Source organism: Confluentibacter sediminis (genome assembly GCF_003258355.1).
GTDB lineage: Bacteria > Bacteroidota > Bacteroidia > Flavobacteriales > Flavobacteriaceae > Confluentibacter > Confluentibacter sediminis.
In genome coordinates this window covers 42375-60945 of the sequence record NZ_QKPO01000012.1, presented here as the reverse complement: position 1 = coordinate 60945, position 18571 = coordinate 42375, and the positions used below count along the sequence as shown (strand labels likewise).

Here is an 18571-nt window from a genome sequence, read left to right as displayed (position 1 = left end):
AAAGCATCCCGAATAATACAGGATGCTTTTTATAATTAATTTGAATAATTTTTATTCTTGAGTAGCTTCAGCAGCTGGAGTTTCCGCTCCTTCTGCAGCTTCTAATTCGTCATCATCATCTTCTGTAACAGCAGCTCTTGAACGTCTTACTTGACAAATAACCGTGTTATCTGGATGCATAAATTTATAAGCCTCATTTTCTAAAGCAGTAATATAAAGCTTACTTCCTATTTTAAGAGGAGTAATATCTGCCTCAATAAAATCTGGTAAATTAGCAGGTAGTGCTTTTACTTTTAAACTACGGTAGTTTTTACGTAAAACACCACCATTTTTAACACCTCTTGAATTACCTACAAATAAAACAGGTATTTCCATAGCAATTTCTTTGTTTTCAAATAACTGATAGAAATCTATGTGTAAAATTCTATCTGTTACTGGGTGAAATTGAATGTCTTGTAAAATGGCATTGTATGTTTTACCATTTTCTATAGCAATCACAACTGTATGCGCATTTGGTGTGTATACAAGTTTAGAGAACGCTAATTCGTTTGCTGAGAAATGAACTGGTGTATCTCCTCCGTATAATACGCAAGGAACCTGACCAGCATTACGTAAGGCTTTTGTTGCTTTTTTGCCCACGCTTTCTCTTTGAGATCCGTTGATTGTAATTGATTTCATTTTTCTATTTATATGTTAATTAATATTCATTCATTTTATATCCCTCTAAAAATTAAAGGATATTTTACATTACAAATTTTGAACTTATGGATTTATTATTGTGTACTTTATGCATAACATCAGCAAATAAGTTGGCACAACTTAAAACCCTCAGTTTATCGCTATGTTTTTTTAACGGAATAGAATCTGTAATGATTAATTCCTCCAGTTTAGATTTTTCAAGCTTTTCATAAGCTCCTCCAGATAATAGTGCATGTGTACAAATCGCTCTCACGCTTAATGCACCTCGCTCCATCATTAAATCTGCTGCTTTGGTTAATGTGCCAGCGGTATCCACCATATCGTCTACCAACACGACATTTTTACCTGTAACATCTCCAATAAGCTCCATATGTGAAATGGTATTGGCTACTGCACGTTGCTTATAACAAATAACAACATCACTTTCTAAGGCCTTTGAATAGGCATAAGCTCTTTTAGAACCACCCATGTCTGGCGATGCAATAGTTAAATTATCAAGATTCAAACTTTGCAAATAAGGAAGAAAAATAGTCGATGCAAATAAATGATCTACGGGTTTTTCAAAAAAGCCTTGAATTTGATCGGCGTGCAAATCCATGGTAATGATTCTTGTCGCACCTGCCGTTTCCAACATTTTTGCAACCAATTTAGCTGCAATGGGCACTCTTGGTTTGTCTTTTCTATCCTGTCTTGCCCAACCAAAATAAGGTAATACTGCTGTAATATGTCTTGCAGATGCACGCTTAGCAGCATCAATCATAAGCAACATTTCCATTAAATTCTCTGGCCCTGGGTTTGTAGAGCCAATAATAAAAATTCTGGTTCCGCGAATAGACTCTTCATAAGATGGTTGAAATTCACCATCGCTATAAGTGGATGTAATCACATTACCTAATGTCGCACCAAAAGCTTTGGCGATTTTTTCGCCAAGCACTTTACTTTGAGTACAAGCAAAAATTTTAGCTTCGGTTATCACAATGGGCATAGTTAACTTGTTGTTTAGTAGCGTAAAACGCTGCCTGATTTTAAACGAGGTGCAAATTTATACATTTATTTTAACCTGAAAAGGATATTGTCTTGTATTTTTATGTGAATTAAAGAAAATATTCTATTTTTGCTGTCGCAAATAAGCTCAAGTGGCGGAATTGGTAGACGCGCCGGATTCAAAATCCGGTTCTTCGGAGTGTGGGTTCGATTCCCACCTTGAGTACAATAAAAAACCGTAATTACTTTATTTTTAAAGTGTTACGGTTTTTTTAATGCATATTTTGTACGGTTTATGTAAGGCTAAGTAGTGGTTGACTTCTTCAAACTTTAATAGAACTAAAGTAATTCAGCTCTATATTTATTTGGTATTTTATCCCTTACCGACTCTTTAAATCGGTGCAATGTAGAATAAGAAACTTTTTCATTGAATGCTAATATGCCTACGACAATAGAAGGATGTATTTTGTACAAAGATGAAAACTCTCCAACTTTATCATCTGTAATATAACCGATGTATTCTTCAAAAAATTCTAAAATTTGCTCTTGTAAAAGCATTTTTTCTGCCAATTGATTAGCTTCTAATTCTTTTTTAGAGTCAATAATTCCACTATTAGTGTCATCCATGAAAACCATATTAGTCATTTTGTTTTTATGCAAATGAAGTATAACATGAGAAATCTCATGGGCAAGAGTAAACCAAAAATTATCTACTCTATCATATCTTCCAGTTAACGTAACAACAGGATTGGTATTTGACAAAAATGCAGCTCCATCTAAATAAGTTTTTGAAAGATGAGAAAGAAAGACAAATTTCACCCCAACTTTGGCTAAATCATTTAAGAACTTACTTATTCCATCTTGCTTAATAGTATATTTATGTAGGTTAGAAAATAATTCTTTTAACCCCTCTACATCATATGATGCTACATTTAATTTATTTGAATGATTAAGAGCCATTTGATACCAAGCTTTAGCATTAACTTCATTTGAAGAATCTTTATATGCTTCAGATTTTCGGTATTCAATATTGATACCATTTAGCTTAAGAGAAGAAAAATCCAAAGGTTTATCTTTTGGCAGCCCCCAAAATGAATGTAATTGTTTATTCAAACTTTCAATATTATCATAAGGTTGCAACCAACCTTTCTTTAATAGCTCATTAATGGGCAAGTATTTATAAACTTCTACTTGACGTTCAACGAGTTGTTCTTTCGTCTGCTCTTTCTTTTGCTCTTTCTTTTTTAACAGTTGAAATTTTGTGTCTAGCATGACCCATTCGTAAGCATCTAATTCAAAAACTTTTCCTAAAAGTATAGCTATGTCAATTGAAATTGATTTCTTATCCTTAATTAACTCGTTTGTATGCTTTAAAGAAATAGTTAAAATATGAGCCAAATCTTCTTGAGTCCAATCGTTCTTTACTAAGTAATATTTTAATGCTTGGCCTGGGGATTGAAATTTAGGTTTTGTTTTTGCCATAGATAGTTTCTAGCTGAATAAAGATTAAATCTATAATCAGGAAGTCTAATTGCCTGTTATTAAAGTTCAGAAAAAATGTTTTGATTGACAAATAATAATGTAAATATAACCTTTTATGTAACATCCGCAAAATGTTTTAACGTTTTAACTAAGTTGTTAATAACTTGATTTTATATTTTAACCAAATTGTTAATATAGTGTTTTAATATTTGATATTTTTTTGTATATTTGGCAAATATCAGGTTGTCTGAAACAAAAAAATCAGGCAGAAAAACTACCTGATTTGGTTCTATTTTTGAATAAGCAGGGCTTAGTAAGCCGTGTTATCCTTGTTTACTGTAGGAAGTACAAAGGTATGCATTCTTCTTTAATTTTCCAAATCTGGTTTTCTGTCCGATTATTTATTAATCAATTAAAAAATAATTACTCCTAAAAGCAAACTATATACAAACAAATTTAGCAATCATAAAAATGATTGTTAAGCCCTCAATTTGTTTGAGTTCACTCAGTCATAGGGTATTCATTCTTATTTTTTTAACATTAAAATACAAAAAAAATGGAAAATAAAACCCATTTAAAAGAATGCTATTGTAGCGGTGTAAAGCCAGCTCTAGCTTATGAATACATAATTCATATAAACGAAACGGAATTCTCAACTAAAAATCAAACCATTATTGGTAATGATTTGCACAAACTTGCTGGCACTAGTTCTGACACGCATTTTATACGCATGGTTACCAAGAAAGGCAAAATAGAAGTTGGTCCGTTAATAAAAATTGATTTAACCGAATGTGGTATTGAGCGATTTATTATTCTTCCTTATATTCAAGAGACTATTGATTTAGAAAATTGCTTTTGTGAAGGAGTTAAACCTGTAATTACTTACAAGTACATTATTAAAATCAATGGTAAACAATTTACGATTGAGCAAGAAAAAATTTCCCGAGAAGAAATTTTAAAATTAGTTGATAAAAATCCTGAAAAACACCGCTTGCGGATGTTTACTAGAAATGGTAAAGAGATACTTCAACCTGGGCAAATAATTGATTTAACGGAGTGTGGTGTTGAGCGTTTTGTTTATGAAGCATTAGATTGTACCGAAGGATTCATTTCAACTAATACCATTGAATTACCTAAACAAGATTTGTATTACCTATCTTCAATAACTAATCTTGTCGATTTTGTGAAAAATGGCAACTTAAATTGGCTAGTTATTAGAGATTTGGACATTCCGGATGGTTACAATGTAAAAAAAGCCGATGCCGCTATACTCATTCCTCCCCATTATCCAACTTCGCAGCTAGATATGATTTATTTCCATCCAGCACTAAGCAGAACCGATGGTAAGATGATAGGGACTTTAAGAGACCAATCCATTGAGGGTAAAATTTATCAACGCTGGTCTAGACATAGAACAGCAATTAATAAATGGAATCCAGAGATAGACAATGTTGAATCTCATCTTGATTTAATGCTTAGTTGTTTAAGAGCTGAATTTAATAAACGTTAATAGTCGTTGAAATGATGCATGTTAAAATAACAGAAATGATGCATCAAGAGCTGAAAAACCATCTTCATAATGGAGATGGTTTGGAAGCCCTTGGTTTTGCATTGTGTGGGCGATTAAAAAATAAAGGAGAAGAGTTTTTATTGGTTCATAAAACTTTTTTAATGCCTTATGATAAATGTAATCGTTCTAAACATTTTGTTTCTTGGAAAACAATTGACGTAGAACACTTATTAGAAGAAGCCTTGGCAAAAGGGCTCGGCATTATTAAATTTCATTCTCACTTTGTTAACCATTCCAATTTTTCAGATTTAGATGATAAATCAGATAAGGATTTTTTTGATTCAGTTTATGGATGGACTAACAACCAACTTCCTCACGCAAGCGTTATAATGTACCCAGATGGAGCAATGAAAGGCAGGGTAATAAAACCTGATCTAAGTTTTACCGAAATTGATAAAATTTCCATCATTGGAGAAAACGTTAGGACGTTTACAAAAAACAATCAAAACATTGAAATCTTAAAATCATTTAAAAGGAATTCACAGGCTTTTGGAGATAAAACCGTCAATACTCTTAAAGAAATGAAAATAGGTGTTATAGGCTGTTCAGGAACTGGCAGCCCATTAATTCAAATGTTATTTAGGCTAGGTGTTGGTAAACTGGTTTTAATTGATTCAGATGTTATAGGGCATGAAAACCTAAACAGAATTGTTGTTTCAACATCTAATGATGCTGATAACAATAAACTGAAAGTTGAAGTCCTTAAAGAGCATATAGATCATGTTAATATTGGCACTGAGGTAGTAACTTATTCTTGTTTAATACAAGAAAGCAGAGAAGCTCTTAATGAATTAGCAAGTTGTGATTTTATTTTTGGATGTATGGATTCTGTAGAAGGGAGACATTATATTAATTTAATCTCCACAGACTATTTAGTTCCTTTAATTGATATTGGTATAAAATTAGTTGCAGATGGCGAAGGAGGCATAGATTCAATTTTAGGTAATATTCATTATGTATACCCAAATTCTAAAACTCTCATGGAAAGAGGTGTTTATACCCCCAAACAACTATCTGCTGAAAGTTTAAAAAGGCTTTCTGAGGAAGAATATAATAATAGACAGGCATATTTTGAAAACGCTGATGTTGAAAGTCCAGCGGTAATTAGTGTAAATACTATGTGTTCTTCTTTGGCTGTTAATGATATGCTGAGTAGAATACATCCTTATCGCTATCGAGATAATTCCATGTACTCACATACGACTATAAACTTAACCGATTGGGATTTAAATTCATTTAAAGTAGATAAAACATTAGATAAATCGCATTTTGAGAACATCGGTATTGGTAGTTTAGAACCTAATTTAAAATTATATGTTTCTGACAAGGTTATTTAATTGGTTTTTTAGCCTTTTTAAATTAAAAAAAATAAGTTTAATTAGGCATTATAAGTTAATAATAGTTCCAGAATTACCTGAAAATCCAAATGAAAAAACACTTTATGTTGAGGGTAATAAGATTTTAAAAGATTACTGGTATGCTTTACTAATATGCCCTTGCGGTTGTAAGGAGAAAATAATGCTTAATCTTATGGATGATGCAAAACCATGTTGGACGCTAAAAATCAAGAAGTCTGATTTTTCAATTTCACCTTCAATTTGGAGAACTAAAAATTGTAAAAGTCATTTTTGGCTAAGAAACAGAAAAATTATTTGGGCTTAAATAAATAATTTTATAAATGTGATTAAAGCAGAAGAATATATTTCTTCTGCTTTTTTATTAAGTTTACAACATATTGTCTTAATTAAAATTATTTAATGGATAAATTAAAAGTCTGTTTCATTTGGGTTAGAAGTTTTAGAAATTTTAATAATGCAGGTATTAATTTATCAAGTACTCATAAGTTCTATTATGATAGTATAATAAATAAACTAACTTTTGATAAGGTCTCACCTCTACCAAAAGACTTTTTCGGAAAATCTATAACAGAAGTTACTGCATTGATTGGAAAAAATGGTTCGGGAAAGAGTAATGCTCTTGAACTAATCTGCAAAATACTAAAAGAAGGTAATACAACTATTAGTCAAGATTTTTTAATAGTTGCAGAAGTTAAAGGAAAATTTAAGTGTTATCATAATTTTCTAAATTCCGTTAATGAAGTAAATGGAATTATCGAGTTTGAAGAATATGACGGTTCTATAGACCCGTTAAAGATTATTTATTTTTCAAATGTATATGACCAAAGAATCAATAACTTCAGCACACAAGTGTCAGATATTTCTAGTAATACAAGACTTCCCAAACGGTCCTATTATATTAGCAGAGGAAGGAAAACTGATTTTGAATATCAATTAAATTTTATCACTTCTGGTTTCTATTCATTGTTGGAAGTCGCTCCACCTGAAAGAATTTTAATAAGTTCTAATGTCTGGGCAAGAAGGTTTAATTCTTCTCAAAGAAGAGATGTTTTTGGCCAAAATGAGCAAAAATTTCAACAATTTGAATCTGATTTCAGAAAACGTTTACGAGGTCTAGTAGAACAATCCAGACTTTACTATTTAATAATTTTTGCATTTTTAAAAGAAACTATCTCAAATTTAAGCCATATTAATTTCAACAAAGACATTGATACGTCTAAGATTGTCGGAGAATTTCTAAATAACCTGTATGATTATGATATAAGAAGCACTAACGATATAGCACAAAACATGTTAATTTGTTTAGATTCTTTAACAGACAATTTTAGCTTTCTTCAAGACATAACAAAGAAGAATGAAAGCAAAAGATTTAAAAATCAACTCGAGGTACTGCATATTCTTAAGAATGAAATCTTTAATTTAGATATTAGATTTGAAACTGAAGGTCAAAGGGGGAAAATAACTGAACTTTTCAGTTTTAACTTTGACGAAAGAGCTGATAAAGTTTTAAGGTCTCTTGCAATTCTTGATAACAGTATGTATTTTAATGTTGATTGGTTAGGAATTAGTTCGGGACATAAAGCTTATTTAAACTTGTTTTCATTGATATATGAAGAAGTTAGAAGAATAAAAAGGAATAACCTTTTATTATGCATTGATGAAGGTGATTTGTACCTGCACCCAAAATGGCAAATTGAATTTTTTAGCAAATTATTAAATGTCCTACCTGATATTTATGATGGCAATATTCAATTAATTCTAACTTCTCACTCTCCTTTTTTACTTTCTGATATTCCAAAGCAATGCCTTACTATTTTAGATAAAAACTTTGAATCATGTACTATGGACGGAGTTTCTTTAGAAAAAGAAACTTTTGCAGGTAATATTTATGATTTATATGAATCCCCATTCTTTCTGGGCAATCAAAAAAAAAGTGTCTTTTCCACAAAAAAAATAAAACAAACAATTGAGGCATTAGATAAAAACAGTCTTTCTATTGATAATGATGATATTGACAAACTAATTGAGCTTATAGGTGACGATGTAATTAGATTCCATTTAAAAAAGCGAAGAAACAATGATTAAAATTCATCAACATCTAAATAGAGTTGATGCAGATGTATATCTTGATTCGTTAGCTTTAAAATTATGGGGTTTCTTAAATCAAAAAAAACAAGGCAATGAATATCGTCTTAGCTCATTAATAAAAAAATTGGATAATTTAATATTGGAGGCTGAAACACAAGATTTTTTGGAAAACATTAGCTTAAATAATAATGAGATTCTAAAAAGACAGAAAGATGTTTTAATTTATCTCAAAAATAAAAATTACCATAAGTTGAAAGCTTGTGTTATCTCTAAACCTGATGAATTATTCGTATTACGAAATGAAATTCTAGGACTAATTAATTTTAACGAATTATTCTATGTCAATGGAGATACTGTTAGTCATACCCCATTTGGAGAGAAATTAATTAGTAGCCTTTTTAATTATAATAATTTTCGGAAGAGTTCTTTTTGTGTAGAACTACTTCATGAAGCAGGTTTTGAAAACGTAACTTGCCCTTATTGCAATGACAATCCTATAAATATAGTAGATATATCAGATGAAAAGGATGAAAACACCATATCAAGAGCATATTTAGAACTTGACCATTTTTTTCCTAAATCGAGGATACCATTTTTTGCTCTTTCATTTTACAATTTGATACCTAGTTGTGGAGCTTGCAATGCAACAGAAAAACGAGACAAAGATTTTTGCATATCCACGCATGTAAACCCTTATTTTGAATCTTTTAATGATATATATAAGTTTTTTGTCAATCCCTATCCTTTAGCCCTAGGCGAAAGACCCTCCATTGAGATTAAGCAATTAGGAAATAAAAATGATTTGTCATCTACTGACTTAAAGCTTGAATCAAGATATAATATAATTCATAAGGGTGCAGTATTGAATCTAATTAAAATGTATCAAAATTATAGAACGAAAGGTGGGTATTACAATAAGGAATTCGGATTAGATTGGGAGGAAGCGTTGCTTCAAAATGTTCCAAAAACTGAAAATGAAATTTTACGTAAAAGAGCAGGCAAAATGTATTTAGATATAGTTAAGCAAATAGATGAAATTGGAATCCTGAATTTATAATAAAAAACTGCTTGCGATTGTGCTACTTATCAAAAGATAAAAGCTCTGAAGTAGTTATTCCAAAAGCTTCAGCTATTCTTTTAAGCATAGAAACCTTCATTTCTTGTTTTCCCAATTCATATTTCCTTAAATTTTGAGCATCAATACCAGCTTTAAAAGCGATTTCTTCAATACTTAAATCTTTATCTGCTCTTAAAGTTCTTATTCGCTTTCCTAAATTCACACAGAACTCAGGTATTTCCTTTTTTCGTTCACGTTTTGACATATATCAAAAATGCAAACAATTAGGTTTATTCAACGAATTGCAAACAACAGGTTGTTTGCACCTTTTTATATATTTGCTAAAATATAAAAAGATATATCATGAAAAATAAATCTAATCCAAAAGATGTTAAAAAAGGCTGTTTAGCACTCATTTTCTTATTAGTTATAATTGTTTCTATTGCAGCTATAACCTGTGAAAACGAAGAATCATTAACCAAACAGGAAATTAGAGATAAAAAAATTAACGAATTACTTTATGGAAATGGTATGAATGCTGTCAATATAAAACTCATTCAGTTAGTTAAAAGGCACTTGAATGATCCTAGCAGCATGGGAAATATCGAAGTTTATTATGTGGATCATGATTCAACTATAACAGTTACTCAAAAATTTACTGCAAAAAATGCTTTCGGTGGCACTCTAAGAAAAGAGGTTATTGTTTCTATTGATACACTAGGTAATATTACAGATATTATTAAGTGGATTGATTAGCCATTTAATAATTAATTTTTTTATTAAATAATTTTTCCTACTTTTAATCAACGGAGCAATGAAAGCTCTTCTCTCCTTATAAATATTAATAGCAAATTATTAAATATAGATATCCTTGTTACTGGGTATTGATCTATATGTTAACTGTTTATATATATTAAAAACATCAGTAATATGTTATGAAGTTCCAACAACTATATATTATTTTCTTGTTGCTTTTTGTTCTAATTCAAAAAACTAATGCCCAAAATGAAGGGGAATCTACACAAACAAAAAAGCTTCCACATATCAAAATAGATATTGATGCTGAAGAAACTACAACAGTTTTACCTTTTGACCAACGTTTCAAATTTGAAAGTTTTAAAACAGTTTATGACTCAATCTATTTTTGTTACTCAATTAAAGCGGGCAATAGAAAAGATTGGCATTATATGACTGGTAGAGAGTTTCCTTTACGCATTAAAAAAACTACTGGGGTGGCTGTTTTTCCTGAATCTATTGAACCTCTTCACCCAAATTTACCTTATACTTTTCAGTTTTTGGCTTACAAAAAAGTTGAATTAAAACCAGAAGAAAAATCAAACCTAAAAAATGAAACTGTGAATTTGATAAAAGATAGATTTTCAAATTCTCAAAATACTAAAACTTCAGACATAGATGTTTTTAAAAGAAAAATAATAGCGTTGTTACGCAAATATGCTAAAGCAGAAAGTATCTATAATTCAAATGGGACGTTACTAAATATAGATTTCCCACTTTATAAAACATATTTATATCCAGCAATAGACCGTTTAGAAGGTTTGTCAAAAGACATAAATGATAGGTTAGAACCAAATATTTCAGATAGAAAAAATAGAATATTTGAAGAAATTAATAAAGATAAAAATGTTATAGTACAGATTTTTAAAATATGTAATGGAGACATTAAGCCATCCCCTAAATTAACATCTAAATTAAATAGCGTTATTAATTCCACGGTAGAAAATAATTCCACATTGACAGTGGAGCAATTGGGGACTTTCTTTTTTGATGACTATAAATATAATCTCAATGCTATATTAAACAAAAACCAAAAGATTACAGGAGCAAGTCTTACTCCAAGTAATCAGTTAGATAAAAACTCTATAATACTTTTAAAATCTTTTTTTGACAAAATTATTTCTAATAATACAACTGATAATAATAATAATAAAGTAATATTTGATGAAGGTTCAATTATGATTCTTGAAAATATTAGAGATAGCTTTGAAGAAATAATAATAAAGCTCAATGAAATAGATAATCGTAAATTAAAAATTAGGGAACTATCAAACTTAATTCCAGATGCACTAGATGAAGCCTATGTACTAGATAACATTACTCTTGAGGAGTCAATAATGATGGACTTGACATCTCAAAAGAATGCCTATATAGGAATAGATTTAGGAATAGTTTATGCTTTTTCTCCACAAAGTTTTTTCATTTATGAGGGTACAAATATTTATTTCCGGCCTGTAAATAGAGAGGCTTTATTTTCTGATTTAGAGGGTTGGGATGAGTTTTTCAAAAGATTTAGTGTATATATAGGGATTGCTCAGCTTCTTACAGATAAACCAGATGACTTCGAACCTTTATTTGGTAAGAATAGTCTTTTAACTGGTGTTGGTTGGAGATTAAATAGAACATTCAGATTAAATTTTGGTGGGCTCATGTATTATAAAACAGATCCAAACCCTCTAATTACAGATAAATCATTAAAAATATCTCCCACTGTTTCTTTTTCAGCTGATATAGATGTAATCAAAGCAATGGGAAGTGTTGGTAAAATATTAAATATAACTCAATAGAATATGTCAGCAGATTTAACTTTTAATCGTATATCGTATAGTCCTGTTAATAATGTATTGGAATTTGGAATAGATAATTCAGGTCAAAAAGTTTCAATAGAAAATATTTTAATCAAAGTTATGGTGAAGATGGATCCAAACGAACCTAATCCAGTTGGTGGGGCATTGAAATGTGAATTAAGACATCCAAATATTTTTAAGTTTGAGAATGGTGAAAATGAATTAGTAAAAAATTTCAATAACAAAACAACAGATTTTACAGAAGAGTTTGTTACGAAAATCAAATTTAACAATCCCTCTGATGCTCCTGAGATTAATGTAGTATTAGATGTTAGTGTAAAAGACGATAAATTTGGAGATAGATACCCCGAAAATAGTGATAAAGGCAAATATTGGTGGAAACCAGTAATCTCAATTAAAAACATTCAAAAGTTTATATAATTTCTAATGAGACATAATTATTTAATAATCGTATACATATTTATCTCGTTTTTTTCTTGCAATAATGATGACGACAATTATACTGGTGATATAATAATTCTAGAGGTTCAAGATGATTCAGGTCAAAGTACTGACTCAGCTCTTGCTAATGGAGAAACTTTGATTGTCCTAACAGCAAAAATCTCACCTAATGCAGATAATTCTATTCAGAACATAGAATTTAACAAATCAGATGGGAAATTTCTTGGAATTGCAGGAGCAACAGCTACAAGACCAATAAATGAAAATGGTACTGCATCAATAATCGTTAAAGTACCAAATAAAGTAGAGCGTCTATTTTTCAATTGCAAGGTTAGCTTTAATGGTAAAGAATACTTTTCTGAAGCAGCTTTAGAAACAAATCGTGCTTATCCTGACATTTTAATTATTGAGCCTTCAACTATTAATGTATCAATTCCTGCCACAATAATTTTAAATACATTTTTATCAAGAAGTGACGGCGATGTTAGTGAAGAAACAGCAGCTAATTTTACAGCTTATCAAATTATTAATGGAGTGAATGTAGAAGTTGGTAGATTCACAAACTTAAATAATGCATATACTAACCACGAGGGTTTAATAACTGTTAATTTCCATACTGATACTAATGATATTGATACTTCAAAACCAGTAGTTATCAAGGTAACAGCATTCAATGATTTACAGGAAATAATAGAAAAACAAATAAATCTTACAATAAACTAAAAATCAAAAAAAATAACTAGATCGAATCTAATTTTAAACGAAACATTATGAAAAAATCAATCAAAAAAAATTGTTTTATTATAACCCATGTGTTGCTCTTTTTTACAGTTAGTTTGACCACTATTTACGCGCAAGAAAAGAATAATACGAACACTGACAACCCAGCCATTGAACAAAAAAGTAAAAATGAAAAGGATTCGATTACTTTACTAACAGAAAAAATTGATGATTTAGAAAAAAAAATAGCCAAACAAAATAATGACCAATCCAAAGCACCATTGTTGAATATAAATGATCGTACAGTCAAAATTATAAGTATTTCTTTTTTTATTGTCATGGCAATTTTAATTATCTTATTTTTCACCAATATATATCTTCAAAAACAACATTTCGGCTATCAATCAATTAAATACATAGGATTAGTTATAATGTTTCCTGGTATATGTATTGTTGCTATAATTGGACAGGGTCAATTAATTTCAGGGTCAACATTGGCAGCTTTACTGGGTGCAATAGCGGGCTATGTATTATCAAGGGAAAATGATCCTAAAGATGCAAAGGACTCTAAGCAACCAACCTTAAATGACCTTCAAAAAGCTAATGATGAACTACAAAAAGCTAATAACGAACTTATGGCAAAAGAAAAAAAACTAACGGATGATATTGTGAAACTTAAAGCTGGCCAACCTATATGAAAGCAATTTTATCAATTAAGTCAAATAATGATTATGCTTTAATAGCTTGGAATTATAATGAATATATTCCAAACTGTATTGGATTTGCTTTGTATCGTAAAATAAACGGTCAAGAAGAGCTACTCGAAAATCAAATTGGTTTTGCAGATGACCTTGAAAATAACAAACCATATAAGTATCCATCTAATAAATATCCTATTCAGCGGTTTGTTTGGACAGATTTTAAAGTTTATAATGGAGCTAAAATTAATTATAGAATTGTACCTATAGTTTTAGAAAACAACATTGTTAAAGAACATTCAGCAAAAGAAATTCCATACTTAAAAGAGGACGTTATAATTGGTACTGGAGAAATTTTTAAATCATATTTTAATGTAGGATTAGTTTCTTCCCAATTTTATTCAAAGTGGAAAAATAATTTGGGTAGTAATTTAAGACCTGTGGATATAGTTCATTCAGATCAAAGTAATAAGTTACGCAATTTCTTAGGAGGTGAATTATCTAAAAACTTATTTCAATTATTAGATGATGTCATAATTGACAAAAGTAAAGAGGTTTTTCTAGCACTTTTTGAATTAGACCAAGAGGATTTAATAGAAAAATTAATTAAGATTGGAGATCGTTGTCATTTGATATTAGCAAACGGAGCTGCAAACAATAAAAAAATTGATAAAAATAGTCAAACAAGACAAAGATTAAGCACTACACAAATTGAATTATTTGATAGAATAGTGGGTTCAGGACATTTATCACATAATAAATTTATGGTTGTTTGTAATAATTCAAATGGAAACATTACCCCTGAAGAAGTTTTTACTGGAAGCCTAAACTGGACACCTAATGGTCTATTTGGGCAAGTAAACAATGGAATTCTTATTAAAGACAACAAACTCGCAAAAGAATACCATAATGAATGGCTGGAATTAAAATCAGCCAAAAGTGATTATACTAAAAAATTATATGACTACAATAGTTCTGTTAAAAAGGGAACGTTGCCTTTAAAAACAAATACATGGTTTAATCCACTTAAAGATGAAAAAGATTTACAAAGTGTTAGAGATTTATTGGATAACGCTAAGGAAGGGATTTTGTTCTTAATGTTCAATCCTGGTACAAAAAACACATTGTATAATAAAATACTGGAAATAAGCAAACAAAAACCAGATATATATATTCGAGGAATATTAAATCAAGAACCTGTAACTAAAGGTGATAAATTAGTTGATTTAAAACATCCTATTAAAATATTTGATAAAGGCAAAACATATAAAACAGATTGGGAAACCATTTTACCTTCTGCAATAAAAGAGCAAGACGGTTGGGAAGATGAAAGTACAATTGGACTTGTTAGAATACACTCAAAAGTAATTGTAATTGACCCATTTGGTAAAAATCCATTTGTTATAACTGGTTCTAACAATATGGGGCCAAAGGCTAGTAAAGGTAATGATGATAATTTAAATATTATTTCTGATAAAAAATTAGCTGAAGAATATGCCGTTAACATTCTTGCAAACTATAACCACTATCATTTTCGATTCTCTAGTAAAGTAAATAAAAATTACAAGTATAAAGGACTTACAAAAGATTTGAAATGGATGAAAACTTATTTAAACGAATACAGAAAAAGAGAATTAGACTTTTGGACAAAATAAATTGCTCATTCGACATGATGTTAAATCAATTTATTTCTAAGCAAATAAACATTCACTAAAATTTAAGTTACTATGCGCGGTTTTAAAATCAATTGCCACAAGTTACGCACCCCAATTTATAAATACTTAACACACATTTGACGATGGTAGTAAATTTTGTTGTTTTTAGACAATTTAACATAATTAAAAAAGGGTTACCTCTTTTAGTAACCCTTTAAAAACAAGAAGGAAGTTGAAAAAATCAAGCTTAACAACAAATGATGTCCTTGTTAGTTTTTATCTTACATTTTCAAGTAAGTAGTAATAATTTAAGGTATAGTTGTTAAGGTTGTATTCTAAATCGCTTAACCATTTATAGACTGATACTTAAAAATTACAAGTCTTTATCTCAGTAACCCTTAAAGTATTTACCATTCCTTTATCTTGAATCGGCATCGCCGCTAAGCTTATTAGCATATCGCCTTCTTCTAAATAACCCATTTTACAGGCTATTCTATTAACATCTTCAATGGTTTCATCGGTGCTTACAAACTTATCGTAATAAAAAGCACGAACGCCCCAAAGCAAGCTAAGCCTTGTTAAAATACGTTTATTAGATGTGAAAACCAATATATGTGATAAGGGTCTCCAAGCTGAAATTTGGAATGCTGTATAACCACTATTTGTTAACGTAGAAATGGCTTTGGCATTAATTTCATTGGCCATATTAGCGGCATGGTAACAAATGGATTTTGTAATATAGCGGTTGGTACGAATATGAGGTGGTAATTGTGGTACTTTAATTAATGGAGAATTCTCTACACTTCTTAAAATGTTAGCCATTTGTTTGATAACCTGAACGGGATATAACCCCACAGAGGTCTCACCTGAAAGCATCACGGCATCGGCTCCATCCATAACCGAGTTGGCAACGTCATTAACCTCAGCCCTTGTTGGCGTCAAGCTATTGATCATTGTTTCCATCATTTGAGTGGCAATAATGACTGGTATTCTCGCTTTTTTTGCTCTTAATACTAAATTCTTTTGAATTAATGGCACTTCTTCGGCAGGAACTTCCACTCCTAAATCACCTCTTGCAACCATCAAACCGTCACAATGTGCTACAATTTTATCTATATTTTCTACAGCCTCTGGTTTTTCAATTTTGGCAATAATTGGAATTTTTTCATCACCATATTCAGCTATTAAATCACGTAATTGGATTAAATCTTCTGCATGACGAACAAAAGACAAAGCTATCCAATCGACGTTCTGTTTTATAGCAAAAATGGCGTCTTCAATATCTTTTTCCGTAAGGGCTGGCTGCGAAATATTAGTGTTTGGTAGGTTAACACCTTTTTTAGATTTTAAAGGCCCTCCCTGTATAACACGGGCTTTTACTTCTTTTTCTCCATCTGTTGAAACAACTTCAAACATTAATTTTCCATCGTCTAAGAGAATACGTTCTCCAGGTTTTGCATCTTGTGGAAACCTATCATAGGTCATGTAAACACGTTCTTTCGTACCTACAAAGCGCTCTCCGGTAGCAAATATTATTTCATCTCCAGGATTAACAAATACATCATCATTCATAACGCCTACACGAAGTTTTGGCCCTTGCAAATCTGCTAAAATGGCCGCAGTAAAACCAAATTCTTCATTAAGGTCTCTTATCATTTTTATTCGGGCTGCTACATCATTATAATCAGCATGCGAAAAATTGATTCTAAATACATCGGTGCCTTCTTCAAGCATCCCTTTTAAAACGTCTTTGGTACTTGTTGCTGGTCCTAATGTGGCTACTATTTTGGTTTTTTTTCTTAATTGCATTAGCTAAAAATTAAATTGTTTTTAGATTTTAATTGATTTCCATCAATACTATAGGCTGTTGAAATTTGGGGAATTTTCAATATAGTATCTATAATATATTTTTCTTTGTTGTCGTTAAATTCATCATCTATCTTTAAAAAATAATTCACCCGTTTATATTCTGGAATAAGGTAAAATGTTTTAGTGATTTTTTCTTCTGAATCGAATAATGAATGTTGATTTGCTTTTTGATATAATTCCGATTTACAAACGTTATGTACTAAATTCCATGTTATTAAATATTTGGGGTCTTCCCATTCAAAAATAGAAAATGTTGATTTCCCATTATTATAATCTAAGTCTGAGGGTTTTCTAGTAAGATGTATTTTTAAATAATCATTTAGAAGGTATGCTAACCGATAATCTTCAACAGTACAATGTATTGCTATTAAAGTATATGAAGCTTCTTCAAAAAAATCATCAAGAATAAGCCTGTGTACAGCCATAAATTATAATAATTGATGTAAATATAGTATTAATAATAAACAGTCGTTATATCTTTTAGTTAATCTTGGCTTTGACGACCAACTAAAACGTTGTAGTTGATTTTTAATATGCTGTTTAAATTAATTTAGACATTCTATTTTGAAAAACAAAAAATGCGCGTTTTGATGCTTTTTCCTCAGCCTTTTTCTTAGAAGTTGCTCTTGCTTTGGCAACCACCTTACCATCTATGGAGAGCTTAACGGAAAAATGTCTAACCTCATCATTTCCCGTATCGTCATACACATGATATCCAAAGGTTTTCTTTTCTTTTTGACACCATTCTATAAGTAAGCTCTTATAGCTAATTACTTTACCCTCAAGTGTTTCGATGTCAACATAAGGAATTATAACACAGCTATATATAAACTTTTCACAATATTTATAGCCTTTATCTAAAAATATAGCACCGACTAAAGCTTCAAACAAGTTACCATGGATGTTATCTCCAAATTGCCCTGTTGGAATTTTGCTTTCTACTAATTTTATTAAATTTAATTCTTTTCCTAACTCATTTAAATGCTCTCTACTTACAATTTTTGATCGCATTTTTGTTAAATACCCTTCGTCACCACTGGGCACTTCAAGAAATAAATGGGATGCAATAACGGCACTTAGCATAGCATCCCCTAAAAATTCCAATCGTTCGTAATTAATAACATTCCCAAGACTATCTTTTATATTCATGGAACGATGTGTAAATGCGGTTTCGTAGAATTGGATTCGCTTAGGTTTAAAACCAAGTATTTTAGTTATTTCCATAAAAAAATTCCCGTTGCGTTTAAAACGGGAATTTAGTATGTTACGAATGTAATTCATCTGATAATATTTCTATTGTTCTATGCGGTCAGATGTTATAAACCTATTAATTTGAATTTTAGAAAA

General features: G+C 30.3%; 18 protein-coding genes and 1 tRNA gene. 12 read left to right on the top strand and 7 right to left on the bottom strand.

The window, feature by feature from the left end:
• Window positions 1–51 precede the first annotated feature (51 nt).
• Both DKT72_RS11485 and DKT72_RS11480 read right to left on the bottom strand, forming a co-directional pair.
• Window positions 52–678 carry a 50S ribosomal protein L25/general stress protein Ctc gene (locus DKT72_RS11485; RefSeq protein WP_111308889.1) on the bottom strand — a complete coding sequence of 209 codons (627 nt, stop codon included), beginning with the start codon at window positions 676–678 and terminating at the stop codon, window positions 52–54.
• Window positions 679–742: 64 nt separating this feature from the next.
• Window positions 743–1684, bottom strand: a complete 942-nt coding sequence (locus tag DKT72_RS11480) for a ribose-phosphate pyrophosphokinase (RefSeq protein ID WP_111308888.1) — start codon at window positions 1682–1684, stop codon at window positions 743–745.
• Window positions 1685–1829: 145 nt separating this feature from the next.
• Here DKT72_RS11480 and DKT72_RS11475 point away from each other — a divergent pair.
• Window positions 1830–1909 (top strand) — tRNA-Leu (locus DKT72_RS11475).
• Between the two features lie 113 nt (window positions 1910–2022).
• Here the strand turns inward: DKT72_RS11475 and DKT72_RS11470 are convergent.
• Window positions 2023–3165, bottom strand: a complete 1143-nt coding sequence (locus tag DKT72_RS11470; protein WP_111308887.1) for an ImmA/IrrE family metallo-endopeptidase — start codon at window positions 3163–3165, stop codon at window positions 2023–2025.
• A 556-nt stretch (window positions 3166–3721) separates the two neighbouring features.
• Here DKT72_RS11470 and DKT72_RS11465 point away from each other — a divergent pair.
• The 5 genes from DKT72_RS11465 to DKT72_RS11445 all read left to right on the top strand — a co-directional run bounded on the left by DKT72_RS11465 (window position 3722) and on the right by DKT72_RS11445 (window position 9238).
• Window positions 3722–4675, top strand: a complete 954-nt coding sequence (locus tag DKT72_RS11465; RefSeq protein ID WP_111308886.1) for a multiubiquitin domain-containing protein — start codon at window positions 3722–3724, stop codon at window positions 4673–4675.
• An 11-nt stretch (window positions 4676–4686) separates the two neighbouring features.
• Window positions 4687–6072: a HesA/MoeB/ThiF family protein gene (locus DKT72_RS11460; RefSeq protein WP_111308885.1), complete on the top strand. Its 1386-nt coding sequence runs from the start codon at window positions 4687–4689 to the stop codon at window positions 6070–6072.
• Complete coding sequence (locus tag DKT72_RS18740) at window positions 6050–6397, top strand: ubiquitination-like system serine protease family protein (protein WP_111308884.1); 348 nt, start codon at window positions 6050–6052, stop codon at window positions 6395–6397. Before DKT72_RS11460 ends, DKT72_RS18740 begins: the two co-directional genes overlap by 23 nt.
• Before the next feature lie 95 nt (window positions 6398–6492).
• Complete coding sequence (locus DKT72_RS11450; RefSeq protein WP_111308883.1) at window positions 6493–8178, top strand: AAA family ATPase; 1686 nt, start codon at window positions 6493–6495, stop codon at window positions 8176–8178.
• Complete coding sequence (locus DKT72_RS11445) at window positions 8171–9238, top strand: HNH endonuclease family protein (RefSeq protein ID WP_111308882.1); 1068 nt, start codon at window positions 8171–8173, stop codon at window positions 9236–9238. The genes DKT72_RS11450 and DKT72_RS11445 overlap by 8 nt, the downstream gene beginning before the upstream one ends.
• 22 nt (window positions 9239–9260) lie before the next feature.
• On the opposite strand, the gene DKT72_RS11440 is transcribed toward DKT72_RS11445, so the two are convergent.
• Window positions 9261–9503, bottom strand: coding sequence for a helix-turn-helix domain-containing protein (locus tag DKT72_RS11440; protein WP_111308881.1), 243 nt, complete (start codon window positions 9501–9503; stop codon window positions 9261–9263).
• Window positions 9504–9601: 98 nt separating this feature from the next.
• Here DKT72_RS11440 and DKT72_RS11435 point away from each other — a divergent pair, with 98 nt between their 5' ends.
• The 6 genes from DKT72_RS11435 (at window position 9602) to DKT72_RS11410 (ending at window position 15355) form a co-directional block, all read left to right on the top strand.
• Window positions 9602–9994, top strand: coding sequence for a hypothetical protein (locus tag DKT72_RS11435; protein WP_111308880.1), 393 nt, complete (start codon window positions 9602–9604; stop codon window positions 9992–9994).
• Window positions 9995–10173: 179 nt separating this feature from the next.
• Window positions 10174–11820 carry a hypothetical protein gene (locus DKT72_RS11430; RefSeq protein ID WP_111308879.1) on the top strand — a complete coding sequence of 549 codons (1647 nt, stop codon included), beginning with the start codon at window positions 10174–10176 and terminating at the stop codon, window positions 11818–11820.
• Between the two features lie 3 nt (window positions 11821–11823).
• On the top strand, window positions 11824–12261 hold the full coding sequence (locus tag DKT72_RS11425) for a hypothetical protein (RefSeq protein ID WP_111308878.1): 438 nt from the start codon (window positions 11824–11826) through the stop codon (window positions 12259–12261).
• A 6-nt stretch (window positions 12262–12267) separates the two neighbouring features.
• Window positions 12268–13005 (top strand): hypothetical protein, encoded by a 738-nt coding sequence (locus tag DKT72_RS11420; protein ID WP_111308877.1) that lies wholly within the window; start codon window positions 12268–12270, stop codon window positions 13003–13005.
• A gap of 47 nt (window positions 13006–13052) precedes the next feature.
• Window positions 13053–13700, top strand: coding sequence for a hypothetical protein (locus tag DKT72_RS11415; protein ID WP_111308876.1), 648 nt, complete (start codon window positions 13053–13055; stop codon window positions 13698–13700).
• Window positions 13697–15355, top strand: coding sequence for a phospholipase D-like domain-containing protein (locus DKT72_RS11410; protein WP_111308875.1), 1659 nt, complete (start codon window positions 13697–13699; stop codon window positions 15353–15355). Before DKT72_RS11415 ends, DKT72_RS11410 begins: the two co-directional genes overlap by 4 nt.
• A 366-nt stretch (window positions 15356–15721) precedes the next feature.
• Here the strand turns inward: DKT72_RS11410 and pyk are convergent, their stop codons facing one another.
• The 3 genes from pyk to rnc all read right to left on the bottom strand — a co-directional run bounded on the left by pyk (window position 15722) and on the right by rnc (window position 18505).
• Window positions 15722–17164, bottom strand: coding sequence for a pyruvate kinase (gene pyk / locus DKT72_RS11405; RefSeq protein WP_111308874.1), 1443 nt, complete (start codon window positions 17162–17164; stop codon window positions 15722–15724).
• Complete coding sequence (locus DKT72_RS11400; RefSeq protein ID WP_111308873.1) at window positions 17164–17649, bottom strand: IPExxxVDY family protein; 486 nt, start codon at window positions 17647–17649, stop codon at window positions 17164–17166. Before DKT72_RS11400 ends, pyk begins: the two co-directional genes overlap by 1 nt.
• A 115-nt stretch (window positions 17650–17764) precedes the next feature.
• A complete protein-coding gene (gene rnc / locus DKT72_RS11395) occupies window positions 17765–18505 on the bottom strand; it encodes a ribonuclease III (protein WP_111308872.1) in 741 nt (246 codons plus the stop codon).
• Window positions 18506–18571 lie beyond the last annotated feature (66 nt).

Excerpts from the sequence above, each read along its gene's own strand:
- DKT72_RS11435 (WP_111308880.1), top strand. The coding sequence starts at position 9,602 with ATGAAAAATAAATCTAATCCAAAAGATGTTAAAAAAGGCTGTTTAGCA.
- DKT72_RS11420 (WP_111308877.1), top strand. The coding sequence starts at position 12,268 with ATGAGACATAATTATTTAATAATCGTATACATATTTATCTCGTTTTTT.
- DKT72_RS11480 (WP_111308888.1), bottom strand. The coding sequence starts at position 1,684 with ATGCCCATTGTGATAACCGAAGCTAAAATTTTTGCTTGTACTCAAAGT.
- DKT72_RS11450 (WP_111308883.1), top strand. The coding sequence starts at position 6,493 with ATGGATAAATTAAAAGTCTGTTTCATTTGGGTTAGAAGTTTTAGAAAT.
- DKT72_RS11470 (WP_111308887.1), bottom strand. The coding sequence starts at position 3,165 with ATGGCAAAAACAAAACCTAAATTTCAATCCCCAGGCCAAGCATTAAAA.
- DKT72_RS11460 (WP_111308885.1), top strand. The coding sequence starts at position 4,687 with ATGATGCATGTTAAAATAACAGAAATGATGCATCAAGAGCTGAAAAAC.
- rnc (WP_111308872.1), bottom strand. The coding sequence starts at position 18,505 with ATGAATTACATTCGTAACATACTAAATTCCCGTTTTAAACGCAACGGG.
- DKT72_RS11400 (WP_111308873.1), bottom strand. The coding sequence starts at position 17,649 with ATGGCTGTACACAGGCTTATTCTTGATGATTTTTTTGAAGAAGCTTCA.
- DKT72_RS11410 (WP_111308875.1), top strand. The coding sequence starts at position 13,697 with ATGAAAGCAATTTTATCAATTAAGTCAAATAATGATTATGCTTTAATA.
- DKT72_RS11485 (WP_111308889.1), bottom strand. The coding sequence starts at position 678 with ATGAAATCAATTACAATCAACGGATCTCAAAGAGAAAGCGTGGGCAAA.
- DKT72_RS11425 (WP_111308878.1), top strand. The coding sequence starts at position 11,824 with ATGTCAGCAGATTTAACTTTTAATCGTATATCGTATAGTCCTGTTAAT.
- DKT72_RS11440 (WP_111308881.1), bottom strand. The coding sequence starts at position 9,503 with ATGTCAAAACGTGAACGAAAAAAGGAAATACCTGAGTTCTGTGTGAAT.
- pyk (WP_111308874.1), bottom strand. The coding sequence starts at position 17,164 with ATGCAATTAAGAAAAAAAACCAAAATAGTAGCCACATTAGGACCAGCA.
- DKT72_RS11445 (WP_111308882.1), top strand. The coding sequence starts at position 8,171 with ATGATTAAAATTCATCAACATCTAAATAGAGTTGATGCAGATGTATAT.
- DKT72_RS11465 (WP_111308886.1), top strand. The coding sequence starts at position 3,722 with ATGGAAAATAAAACCCATTTAAAAGAATGCTATTGTAGCGGTGTAAAG.
- DKT72_RS11415 (WP_111308876.1), top strand. The coding sequence starts at position 13,053 with ATGAAAAAATCAATCAAAAAAAATTGTTTTATTATAACCCATGTGTTG.
- DKT72_RS11430 (WP_111308879.1), top strand. The coding sequence starts at position 10,174 with ATGAAGTTCCAACAACTATATATTATTTTCTTGTTGCTTTTTGTTCTA.
- DKT72_RS18740 (WP_111308884.1), top strand. The coding sequence starts at position 6,050 with ATGTTTCTGACAAGGTTATTTAATTGGTTTTTTAGCCTTTTTAAATTA.